The organism is Mesorhizobium sp. W016, assembly GCF_054719485.1.
Genome location: NZ_JBTTIF010000002.1, coordinates 5,972,826 through 5,984,544, shown reverse-complemented (window position 1 = coordinate 5,984,544; position 11,719 = coordinate 5,972,826). Strand labels below are relative to the sequence as shown.

The window sequence follows — 11,719 nt, the reverse complement described above, 5'->3', positions numbered from 1 at the left end:
GCCCTCGATGACGCTTTTCGTCTTTTTCGCGGTGCTTGCCGCCGCCGCCATGCACGCGATCTGGAACGCGCTGGTCAAGGTGCATCTCGATCGCTTCCTGTCGATCACGCTGATGACGCTGGGCATGGGTTTTGCCGCACTGTTCGTGCTGCCCTTCGTCGAGTTTCCAAAGGCCGCGGTATGGCCCTTTATAATCGCCTCGGTGCTCTTTCACATGGGCTACCGGACCTTCCTCATCGGCGCCTACAAGGCCGGCGATTTCGCCCAGACCTATCCGCTGGCGCGCGGCACGGCGCCCCTGCTTGCGGCCCTGGGCGGCGTTGTCGTGGTGCAGGAGATCCCCGGCCCATTCGCCATCCTCGGCATCCTCTTGTTGTCAGCCGGCACGCTGGTGATGTCGTTTCGCGGCGGCGCGCATCTGGAGCGGATCAATCTGCGCGCGGTCGGCTTTGCGCTCGGCACCTCTATCTTCATTGCCAGCTATACGCTGTCGGATGGCAGCGGCGCGCGGCTGGCGGCGACGGCGCAGAGCTATGCCGCATGGCTGTTCATCTGCGATGCCACGTGGGCGCTGGTGCTGTGCCTCATCTTTCGCGGGCCCAAGGCGCTGCCCGTGCTGGCGCGTGACTGGAAGGCAGGCCTGTTCACCGGCGTGCTCAGCGGCGCGGCCTACTGGATCGTCATGTGGGCGATGACCAAGGCGCCGATCGCCTCGGTGGCGTCGTTGCGGGAGACGTCGATCCTGTTTGCCATGATGATCTCGGTTTTCGCGCTCGGCGAGAAGATGACAGGCTGGCGCGGCGCCGCCGCGCTCGGCATCGTCGCCGGTGTCGTGGCCCTCAGACTGGGCTGAGAGCCTGATACTTCAGCCGAGCACCGTCATCACCTGTCCGCGCCGTTCCGGACTGAAGCGGATGACGACGATGATGCAGACGGCGACCACGCCGGCAAACAGCGCCAGCGCGTAGCCACGAGATTGGGCGAGAAGGCAGCCAGCGCGCCGACCACCGAATAGCTGACGATGTTGAGCATCAGAATGGGCTTGCGCCCATATTTGTCGGCCAGCCTGCCGAAGAAGAAGGCGCCGATGAAGCGTGTCGCCAGCGTCAGGAACAACGCTTTGGAGACTGCCGGAACGTCAGTGTTGAATCCGGTTGCGATATCGGTGAGCAGGAACGTCAGAAGGAAGAAATCAAAAGCGTCGAGCGTCCAGCCGAGGAAGGAGGCAAGGACGGTTTTCTTCTGTTGCGCGGAAGAGCCACGACGTTCCTCCTAAGCGCCCCGGGGAACGATATGTTCCTTGGGGCGCAAAAGAGAACAGGCGTCAGCCGGCTTTCGAAAGAAGCGCGGTCACTTTTTCGTAATGTCGAGATCGAACACCATCAGCCCGTCGGTGCCGCCTTCGAGCGCTGCGACCAATCGGGCGCCGGCGCGCTGATGCGCTTCATGCACGAGATAGGCGTCGCGGGCGGCGGCATCGCGGAAGTCGATGGTGAAGGCATGGCTGAAGCCGCGCGCGAACGGCTCCGGGCTGACATTGGTGCTGAAATGGACCGTGTCCATGCCGTCGACGACGGAGCGCAGTGCTTCGAGATCGGCGTGGATTGCCGTGCGCTCGGTGGCGGGCACATCGCCGCGGAAGCGTACGAAGACGCAGTGTCTGATCATTGGTTCGTTCTCCTAAGTGGCTATGCGGCCCGATTGCCGGAGAACACCGCCGGCGGAAGCGGCTCGCGGCCGAGGATGATGTCGGCGCCTTTTTCGCCGACCATGATGGTCGGCGCATTGGTGTTGGAGGAAGGCACGCGCGGCATCACCGAGGCATCGCAGACGCGCAGGCCCTCGATGCCGCGCAGGCGCAGGTCCGGTGTGACCACCGCCATATCGTCATGGCCCATGCGGCAGGTGCCCACGGGGTGATGGTCGGTCTTGGCGGTGCGGCAGGCATAGTCGATCAGCTCGTCGTCGCTGGCGAGCGATGGTCCGGGCAGCACCTCGCGCAACACGTAAGGTGCAAGCGCCTTCTGCCGCATGATCTCGCGCGCAAGCCTGAGGCCCTTGATCGACATGGCGCGGTCATAAGGGTCCGACCAATAGTTGGGATCGATCAGCGGGTGGTCGGCCGGGTCGGCGCTGCTCAGCCGCACCGTGCCGCGCGAGCGCGGGCGCAGGAAGGCCGAGTTCAAGGTCACGCCGGGGTTCTTCAACCTCTCGACGCCGGCCTCGATGCCGGAGCCCAGTCCCAGATGGAACTGGATGTCGGGCGAGGCGGCGGTCGGATCGGCGTACCAGAAGCCGCCGGTCTCGAACAGGCTGGAGGCGACCGGCCCTTTCTTCAGCAGCAGATACTGCAAGCCGGCCCACGCGGTGCGGTGCAGCTTGGCGTAGTTGTCATAGGTGTGGTCGCCGGTGCATTCGGCGATGACGAACAAATCGAGATGGTCCTGCATGTTGGAGCCGACACCGGGCAGATCATGCACCGGCGTCACGCCGACCGATTTCAGGTGATCAGCCGGGCCGATGCCCGACTGCATCAACAGCTTCGGCGAACCGATGGCGCCGGACGAGACGATCACTTCGCGCTCGGCGCGCATGATGGTCTTCTCGCCGCCGGGTTTGTCGACGATCTCGACGCCAATGGCGCGGCCTTTCTCGACGACGATGCGGGTGACCAGCACATCGGTTCGGACCGTCAGGTTCTTGCGGGCGCGGATGGGCTTCAAATAGGCGACCGAAGCGGATGAGCGCCGGGCGTCCTTCTGGGTCAGCTGGTAGTAGCCGACGCCTTCCTGGCTAGCGCCGTTGAAATCCGGGTTGAAGGGGATGCCCATCTCTTGGCCGGCGCGGAAATAGGCCTCGCAAATCGGCAGCGGCGAAATCGGGTTCGACACGCCGAGCGGCCCCTGGTCGCCGTGAAAATCGTTGGCGAAGCGCTGGTTGTTCTCGGCGCGCTTGAAATAGGGCAGCACGTCGCGATAGCCCCAGCCCGCGAGGCCCTCTTCCTTCTCCCATGCGTCGTAGTCGCGAGCGTTGCCGCGCGTGTATATCTGGGCATTGATGGACGAGCCGCCGCCGACCACCTTCGCCTGCGTATACCAGAAGACGCGGTCCTGCATGTGCCTCTGCGGCACAGTCGACCAGCCCCAGGAAGCGATTCCCTTGGTCATCTTGGCAAAGCCCGCCGGCATGTGGATGTAGGGGTGCCAGTCCTTGCCGCCGGCCTCGAGCAGCAGCACGGAATTCGCTGAATCCTCGCTCAGCCGGTTGGCCAGAACGCAGCCGGCCGGGCCGGCACCTACGATGATGTAGTCGGTCATAACTCTATCCACCTACAGTCGAGGCACGGAGAGCGCGCCGTCGACATTGATAATCGAGCCTGTGGAAAAGCCGAGCTTGCCGGCGGCAAGCGTCGCCACCACGGCGCCGATGTCCGATGCTTCGCCCCAGCGTTTTGCCGGCACCAGGCCGCTGTCGATAAGCGCGTCGTATTTGGCTGATACGCTCGCGGTCATGTCGGTGCGAATGATGCCCGGCCGCAGTTCGAACACGCCGATGTTTTCCGGCGCAAGCCGTAGCGCCAGGTTCTTCACCCACATCGAAAGGCCGGCTTTCGAGATGCAGTAGTCGGCGCGTTCCGGCGAGGCCATATCGGCGCTGACCGAGGTGATGGTGATGATCGAGCGCGGATGATTGCTGGGAGCCGCCAGCATCGCCTTGGCGACGGCCTGGCTAAGGAATACGGTGCCGCGCAGATTGATGCCGAGCGCACGGTCGAAGTTTTCGGGCGTCAGTTCCAGCAGGTCGCCGCGCACCATGGCGCCGACGCCGGCATTGTTGACAAGGCAGTCGATTCGGCCGAACTCATGCGTGGCGGCGTCGATAAGCGATGCGTGATCGGGAAGGCTGGCAATGTCGCATCGGTGGTAAGCGAACTTTGCGCGGCGCGCGATGATGTTTTCAACAAGCCGTTTGGCGGGGTCGTTGGCCAGGTCAGCGACGAGAATGTCGAAGCCTGCATCGGCCAGCGCCTCGGCGCAGGCCAGTCCAATGCCGCGCGCGCCGCCGGTGACGATGGCTGCGGGGCGGGTCATGCCGCGAGGTCCGTTCGGCGAATATGCTCGGCCACGCGCAACGCCTGGGCGGCAATCGACAGCGCCGGATTCACGGCTGCGGAGTTCGGCAGAAAACTGGCGTCGACGACGAACAGGTTCGGGTGGTCGAAGGCGCGGCAGAAGGGGTCGAGCGGCGACGTCGCCGGGTCATCGCCCATTTTCACCGTGCCGCACTGGTGCGAGGGCGTGCGCTTGTCGAAGGGACGCGACAGCACGATGGGATAACCGCAGGCGCGGAAGTTCTCACGCATCACCTTGGTCAGCCCGTCCAGCGACTGCATGTTGGAGCGCCGCCATTGCATGACGATGTCCTTGCCGTCGACCATGATGCGGCTTTCCGGATCGGGCAGATCCTCGCACATCAGATACCAGTCGACGGCGCGACCGGCCATGTAATCGAGCGCGAATTTCGGCACGCGTTTGACGTTGGCCTTCAACATGTTGCCGTCGATCTTGCCGAGCAGTTGGACGTTGCCGAGCGGCTTGCCGCCTTTGCCGTCGGAGAGATAGTAGTCATTCAGCATCAGCGTCTTCTGGTAGACGCTGTCGTTCCTGCGGCGCGGATCGATCGCCAGCATGGCGCTCGAATTATGGTTCATGAAATTGCGGCCGACCTGGTCGGAGCGGTTGGCGAAGCCTTTGCCATCTGGTGAAGGCGAGCGCAGCAGGATGACGGCGGAATTGACCGCGCCGGCGGACAGGATGACCAGCTTCGGCGCGACTTTCTTCAGCTCGCCATTCTGACGGTAGTGAACGGCAGCGATGCTTTTGCCGTCGGACGACGCTTCGAGATATTCGACATGGCAGCCGGTTTCGAGTCGGATATTGCTGTCCTTAAGTGCAGCCGTCAGCGGTCCGGTCTGCGCATCGACCTTGCCCTGGGCGGTGTTGGGGAATGCGTCCCAGCCGGTCTTGCCCTCTTTCAGCCAGGTGTCGATGTCGACGCCGAGCGGCAGCGAGGCCGGATGCAGGCCGAGGGCTTTCAACTCAGCGCGGGCGCGCGCAATCGGCGCTTCGTCGGGCACCGGCTTGAAAGCATAGGGGATCGAGTGGAACGGTTCGGTCGGGTCCTCGCCGAGCGAGCCGCGGACGCGAAACAGCTGCTCGGCTTTCGAATACCAAGGCTCGAATTCATCGTAGGAAAACGGCCATGCCGGCGAGACGCCACCGAAGTGCTCCATGGCGGCGAAATCCTCTTTGCGGTAGCGGATCAGCACCGCGCCGTAGAATTTCGAATTGCCGCCGACATAGTAGTAATTGCCGGGGTTGAAGGCCGCACCGCCGGCCTCACGCCACATCTCCTTCGGACGGTAGTGGCCGTCGACGAAGATGGAGCGCGTGTCGCGGGCATGCGGCGTTGCCGTCAAGGGCTCACCGCGCTCCAGCATCAGGATCGAGGCACCGCTGCCCGCCAGACCGGAGGCGATCGTAGCGCCGCCGATACCGGAGCCGATGATGACGATATCGGGGCTGACCATCTCGATCAGCGGATGCGGTGTTCGGTCGCCGGATCGAAGAACACGGCCTTGGTCAGGTTGAAGGCGAGCGGCGTGCTGGTGCCCGGCTGGATGTTGGCGTCGGCCCGCAACCGCGCCACCACGCCCTTGCCGCCGAGATTGGTCACCGCGAAAGTATCGGACCCCGCCGGCTCGACCACTTCGATGTGCAGGTCGGCAGTGGCAATGTTGGAGGCGTTGCGTTCCGCACCTTCCGGATCGGTCAGCGCTTCCGGGCGCACGCCGAAGATGATCGGCTTGCCCTGGAACGCCGACAGGCCCGCCGGCGCATTGGCCATCGGCAGCGTAATGGGCTCGCGCGCCTCGCGCTCCAACACGACGGACAGCGCATTGCCCGATGTAGCAATGGTCGCCGGGATCAGGTTCATCGCCGGGGAACCCATGAAGTCGGCGACGAACAAATTGGTCGGATTGTTGTAGATTTCGGCCGGGGTGCCGAACTGCTGCACTTCGCCGTCGCGCATGACGGCGATCTTGGTCGCCAGCGTCATCGCCTCGATCTGGTCGTGGGTGACGTAGACGATGGTTGTGCCGGTGGTGGCATGCAGGCGCTTGATCTCGATGCGCATGTCAACGCGCAATTTGGCGTCGAGGTTGGACAAAGGCTCGTCGAACAGGAACAGCTTGGGGTCGCGCACCAGCGCCCGGCCCATGGCGACGCGCTGGCGCTGGCCGCCGGAAAGCTGGCTCGGCTTGCGCTGCAGGAGGTGGCCGATCTGCAGGACCTTGGCCACCTTGTCGATCGCCTTTTGGCGTTCGTCGGCCGGCACGCCGCGCATCTCCATGCCGAAGGAGATGTTTCCGGCCACCGTCATGTTCGGATAGAGCGCATAGCTTTGGAAAACCATGGCGATGTCGCGCTTGGATGGGTGCAGATCGTTGATGGCGCGGCCGTCGACGCGGATTTCGCCCTCGGTGATCTGCTCCAGGCCGGCAATCGTGTTGAGCAAGGTGGACTTGCCGCAGCCGGACGGGCCGACCAGCACCAGGAAGCCGCCCTTTTCGAGCTCGACATCGATGCCCTTCAGGATCTCGACATTCCCGAAGCGCTTCTTCAGCCCATCAATTTCCAGAAAAGCCATGGTCGTTCCTTCCGAATTGATCAGCCCTTGACCGCGCCAGCCATCAGCCCGCGCACGAAATAGCGGCCGGCGACGACATAGACGATCAGGGTGGGCAGAGCCGCGATCATCGCGGCCGCCATGTTGACGTTGTATTCGACGACGCCGGTCGAGGTGTTGACGACGTTGTTGAGCGCCACCGTCATCGGCATGGAGTCGCCTGTGCCGGCGTAAGCCGAAGCGAACAGGAAGTCGTTCCAGATGTTGGTGAACTGGTAGATGACGGTGACGACGAAGATCGGCATCGAGTTCGGCAGCATGATGCGGCGGAAGATCTGGAAGAAGGAGGCGCCGTCGACCTGTGCGGCCTTGATCAGCTCGTTCGGGAATGCCTCGTAATAGTTGCGGAAAAACAGTGTGGTGAAGCCGATGCCGTAGACGACATGGACGAAGACCAGGTTGACCGTCGGATTGCCGAGACCGAAACTCGTACCCGTCGCATTCTGCAGCTTCACGCCGAAACGTCCCAGGCTGCCGAGGATGGTCGCCATCGGCAGCAGCACCGACTGGAACGGAATGAAGCAGGCAAACAGCATCAGCCCGAACACGAGCGTGGCGCCGCGAAAACGCCATTTGGTTAAGACGTAGCCGTTGAGCGCGCCGAGCATGGTCGAGATCAGTACGGCTGGAACCACCATCTTGATCGAGTTCCAGAAATAGCCCTTGATGCCGGCGCAGGTTAGGCCGACGCAGGTCTCGCCCCAGGCCTTCAGCCACGGGTCGAAGGTCGGCGCTTTGGGCAACGCCAGCATGTTGCCGTTCTGGATCTCGTCCATGGTCTTGAACGAGGTCACCAGCATGACGAACAGCGGCATCAGATAGAACAGCGCAAACAGCGCCAGAAGCCCGTAGATGACGATGCGGTTGAGGGTCTTGGTGCTGATGCCGCCGGAGGCCTTTTGGGAAGCAGCGGGGCGGGCAGGGGTGGCGACAGCGCTCATCGCGGCTTCTCCCTGAGTTCCGAATAGAGATAAGGCACGATGATGGCAACGATGGTCATCAGCATGATCACGGCACTGGCCGAGCCGACAGCCATTTCGTTGCGCTTGAACGTGTACTCATACATGAAGTTGGACGGCAGCCAGGCCGAGCCACCGGGGCCGCCGCTGGTCAGCGCCACCACCAGATCGTAGGACTTGATGGCAAGGTGCGCGAGCACGATGAAGGCCGACAGGAAAATTGGCCGCAGCAGCGGAATGACGATGCGGCGATAGAGCTGGAAGGTGGTGGCGCCGTCGATCTGCGCCGCCTTCATGATCTCGCCGTCGATGCCGCGCAGGCCGGCCAGGAACATCGCCATGATGAAGCCGGAGGCCTGCCAGACGCCGGCAATGACCACCGTGTAGATGACGAAATCCTTGTTCTTGATCCAGTCGAAATGGAAGCTCGTCCAGCCCCACTGATGCAAGGTCTGCTCAAGACCGAGGCCGGGGTCGAGGAACCATTTCCAGGCGACGCCGGTGACGATGAAGGACAGCGCCATCGGGTAGAGATAGATCGGCCGCAACACGCCTTCGCCGCGAATCTTCTGGTCGAGCAGGATGGCCAGGAACAGGCCGAGCGCCAGGCAGATGGCGATGTAGAGAAAGCCGAAAATGCCCATATTGACGATCGACGTGTACCAGCTCGATGGCGGGTCGGAGTCGAACGTCCAGCCCCATAGCCGTAGGTAGGCGCGCGGTCCGGTGATGACATAGGACGGAAAAGTCTTGGAATTGGTGAAGGACAGATAGACCGTCCACAGGATGAAGCCATAGACGAAGACGATGGTGATGGCGAAGCTCGGCGCCAGCACGATCTTCGGCAGCGCGTCCTGCAGTCGCGCGCGCACGGAGGGGCGAGACCGCTCGGGCGTCAGCTTGATCTGGGTTGTCGCTACACTGCTCATAGGGCTCCTCCCGTTCGGGTCGTCCGTGCCTGCCGTCAGGCGGCAAGGCGGCCCCGTGCATACGGGTCTCTGGTCGGCATGGTGTTCAAGAGGGTTTCACCGTTTCACGGAAACGGCGAACCTCTCTACTCTTTCTTTTACGCAATTCCGGCCGGAAAACCGCTCACACTTTTCCTGGAATTGCGCCAGCCGGCCAATCCTGAGGCGAACCTTCCCCGCCGAAGCGGGGAAGGTGTCTTGCTGGCCAGGGCTTACTTGGCGTCGTCGATTGCCTTGACCAGTTCGGTCACGGCTTCGTCCGAGGTCTTGATCTGACCGTGGACGAACTTCGAAACGACGTCCTTGTAGGCATTGGCGACCGCCGGAGGCGCGCCATAGCCCTGGGCAAGCGAGCCGAACAGTGTGCCGCCTTCGTTGGCAGCCTTCAGGTCGGCGATGCCCTTCTTGCCGCACGCGTCGAAGTCGGTGTCGGGAACGTCGGTACGGGCGGGAACCGAACCCTTGACGACGTTGAAGGCCGACTGGAAGCTCTTCGACAGGGTGGCGGTGGCCAACGCGACCTGGGCGGCCTTGCGGTCGTCCGGAACGTTGAACATGCCGAACATGTCGGAGTTGTAGACCACCGAGCCTTCCGTGCCCGGGAAGCGATAGCACAGGAAGTCGGTGCCCGGCGTTTTCTTGGCGGCGTTGAACTCGCCCTTGGCCCAGTCACCCATCACCTGCACCAGGGCATCGCCCTTGATGACCATGGCGGTGGCAAGGTTCCAGTCGCGGCCCGAGAAGTTCGGGTCGACATAGGTGACGAGCTTGGCGAGGTTATCGAACGACTTCTTCATCGTGTCCGACTTGAGGGACTCGTCGTCGAGGTCGTTGAAGGCCTTCTTGTAGAACTCAGGTCCGCCGGTCGACAGCACAACCGAGTCGAACATGGTGGCTTCCTGCCAGTTCTGGCCGCCAAGGGCGAGCGGGATGACGCCAGCCGCCTTGGCTTTGTCGAGCAGGGCGACGAAGTCGTCGAAGGTCTTTGGCTCGGTGCCGCCGATCTTGTCCATCACCGCCTTGTTGATCCACAGCCAGTTGACGGAGTGGACGTTGACTGGAGCAGCGACCCACTTGCCGTCATAGACGGAGAACTTCTGCAGGGCTGCCGGAACCGACTTGTCCCAGCCTTCCTTCTTCGCCGTCTCGGTCAGGTCGCCCATCACGCCGGCCGCCGCATAGTCGAGCACGGTGTAGCCGAGCATCTGCGACGCGGTCGGGTAATTGCCGGCCGCGACCATCGCCTTCAGCGCAGTCATGGCGGCGTCGCCGCCACCACCGGCCACCGGCACGTCCTTCCAGGCATAGCCTTCCTTGGCAAGGTCGCCCTTGAGGACATTGAGAGCAGCCGCTTCGCCGCCCGACGTCCACCAATGCAGCATCTGCACTTCCTTGACGTCCTCGGCATGGGCCGAGAAAGCAAAGGCCGTCGCCAGAGCCGTTCCGATAAGCAGTTTGCGCAACATGTTCTACCTCCCTTGTTGCATTACACGACCGGTGGAAGCCCACCGGGTTCTTCCAAACTCAGCCGACCCACCAACCGGTGCGCTGGCCGCGATGAAACTGGATTGTCTTTTCCTCGGTATAATCCTCGACAGCGCGTTTGCCGAGTTCGCGTCCGATGCCGGACTGCTTGTAGCCCCCGAATGGCAACTCGGGAAAGCCTTCCATGAATGTGTTCACCCAAACGGTCCCCGAACGCACACCACGCGCCACCGACATACAAGTGTCGATGCTGGCGCTCCACACCCCTGCAGACAGACCATAGGGCGTGTTGTTGGCGATGTGCAACGCCTTTTCAATCGATCCAAAAGTCAGCACGGAGAGCACCGGGCCGAACACTTCCTCGCGCGCAATAGCCATGTCTTCGGTAACGCCGCGGATGATGGTCGGATCGAGGTACTGGCCGGCATTGGACGCCAATTGGCCGCCACCGCTATAGACATTGCTGCCGTCTTTTGCTGCTGCCGCAACGTAATCTGCGACCTTGGTCAGATGGTCGGCGGAAATCATCGCGCCAACCTTGGTTCGGTCGTCGAGTGGGTCGCCGACCGTTACCTTGGCGGTCAGGGCCTTGACAGTGGCGAGGAAATCGTCGGCGATGGCTTCATGCACGATCAGCCGACTGCCGGCATTGCAGCATTCGCCGGCGTTGAAGAAGCCGCCGAACACTGCTGCGTCAGCGGCCGCCTCGAGATCGGCATCGGGGAAGACGATCTGGCCGTTCTTGCCGCCGAGCTCCATCGAGACTTTCTTCAGCGACTGCGCGGCGGAAGCCATGGTCATCTTGCCGACGCGGGTAGAGCCGGTGAACGACACCATCTCGACCAGCGGATGGCTGACCATCGGCCCCCCGACATCGGCGCCGAGGCCGGCCAGGATGTTGACGACGCCCGCGGGCAGGCCGGCCTGCATCAGGATGTCGCCGAGCACGAAGGTCGAGGCCGAGGTCATTTCGCTCGGCTTGACCACCGCGGTGCAGCCGGCGGCGAGCGCGAAGGGCAGTTTCTGGCTGACGATCAGGAACGGGAAATTCCACGGGGTGATGATCGAGACGACGCCGATCGGCTCGCGCAGGACGACGCCCAGCATGGCGTCGCCGAGATTGGCGTTGCTCTCGCCGTGCAGCGTGCGGGCGAGCGAGGCGGCATAACGCCAGATGTCGACGGCGCCGCCGATCTCGCCACGCGCCTGGGCGATCGGCTTGCCGGACTCCAGCGCATCGAGGCGGGCGATGTCTTCGAGCTGGGCCTCGATCAGGTCGGCCGTCTTGAGCAGGATGGCTGCGCGCTCGGCCGCCTTCGTGCGCGGCCACGGGCCGGTCTCGAATGCCTTGTGCGCGGCCTGCATGGCCGCCTCCACCTCGGCCTCGCCGGCCTGCGCATAGCGCGAAACGGTGAAGCCATGGCCGGGGCTGTTGCGCGCAATCGTGCGGCCGTCACGGGCATCGACATGCTTGCCGTCGATCAGGAGCTTGTAAGCCTTCGGCGCCTTGGACGCCTCGGCCGGCATGGAAATGTTGAGCGGTGCGTTCATCATGCT

Annotated in this window: 10 protein-coding genes and 1 pseudogene; 1 reads left to right on the top strand and 10 read right to left on the bottom strand. The window is 63.2% G+C overall.

Annotation, left to right across the window (positions count from 1 at the left end; genetic code table 11):
- Nucleotides 1-7 precede the first annotated feature (7 nt).
- Nucleotides 8-853, top strand: a complete 846-nt coding sequence (locus ACYG9V_RS29310; RefSeq protein ID WP_352762517.1) for an EamA family transporter — start codon at nt 8-10, stop codon at nt 851-853.
- 29 nt (nt 854-882) lie between these two features.
- Here ACYG9V_RS29310 and ACYG9V_RS29305 read toward each other — a convergent pair.
- The 10 genes and pseudogenes from ACYG9V_RS29305 to ACYG9V_RS29260 form a co-directional block, all read right to left on the bottom strand.
- Nucleotides 883-1,206, bottom strand: a pseudogene (locus ACYG9V_RS29305) (MFS transporter); the annotation flags it as partial.
- 144 nt (nt 1,207-1,350) lie between these two features.
- The gene (locus ACYG9V_RS29300; protein WP_023814631.1) at nt 1,351-1,668 is read right to left on the bottom strand and encodes a Dabb family protein; all 318 of its coding nucleotides are present in this window, start codon (nt 1,666-1,668) and stop codon (nt 1,351-1,353) included.
- Between the two features lie 20 nt (nt 1,669-1,688).
- On the bottom strand, nt 1,689-3,317 hold the full coding sequence (locus ACYG9V_RS29295) for a GMC family oxidoreductase (RefSeq protein WP_023814630.1): 1,629 nt from the start codon (nt 3,315-3,317) through the stop codon (nt 1,689-1,691).
- A gap of 12 nt (nt 3,318-3,329) precedes the next feature.
- The gene (locus ACYG9V_RS29290; RefSeq protein ID WP_023814629.1) at nt 3,330-4,091 is read right to left on the bottom strand and encodes a 3-ketoacyl-ACP reductase; all 762 of its coding nucleotides are present in this window, start codon (nt 4,089-4,091) and stop codon (nt 3,330-3,332) included.
- Complete coding sequence (locus ACYG9V_RS29285) at nt 4,088-5,590, bottom strand: GMC family oxidoreductase (protein WP_352762516.1); 1,503 nt, start codon at nt 5,588-5,590, stop codon at nt 4,088-4,090. Before ACYG9V_RS29285 ends, ACYG9V_RS29290 begins: the two co-directional genes overlap by 4 nt.
- A gap of 5 nt (nt 5,591-5,595) precedes the next feature.
- The gene (locus ACYG9V_RS29280; protein ID WP_023671180.1) at nt 5,596-6,711 is read right to left on the bottom strand and encodes an ABC transporter ATP-binding protein; all 1,116 of its coding nucleotides are present in this window, start codon (nt 6,709-6,711) and stop codon (nt 5,596-5,598) included.
- A gap of 20 nt (nt 6,712-6,731) precedes the next feature.
- Entirely contained in the window at nt 6,732-7,691 is a 960-nt protein-coding gene (locus ACYG9V_RS29275) for a carbohydrate ABC transporter permease (RefSeq protein WP_023695639.1), read from the bottom strand.
- A complete protein-coding gene (locus tag ACYG9V_RS29270) occupies nt 7,688-8,638 on the bottom strand; it encodes a carbohydrate ABC transporter permease (RefSeq protein ID WP_023671182.1) in 951 nt (316 codons plus the stop codon). The genes ACYG9V_RS29275 and ACYG9V_RS29270 overlap by 4 nt, the downstream gene beginning before the upstream one ends.
- A 251-nt stretch (nt 8,639-8,889) precedes the next feature.
- Nucleotides 8,890-10,143, bottom strand: coding sequence for an ABC transporter substrate-binding protein (locus ACYG9V_RS29265; protein WP_027049809.1), 1,254 nt, complete (start codon nt 10,141-10,143; stop codon nt 8,890-8,892).
- 58 nt (nt 10,144-10,201) lie between these two features.
- Nucleotides 10,202-11,713: an aldehyde dehydrogenase family protein gene (locus tag ACYG9V_RS29260; RefSeq protein WP_352762741.1), complete on the bottom strand. Its 1,512-nt coding sequence runs from the start codon at nt 11,711-11,713 to the stop codon at nt 10,202-10,204.
- Nucleotides 11,714-11,719: the final 6 nt, after the last annotated feature.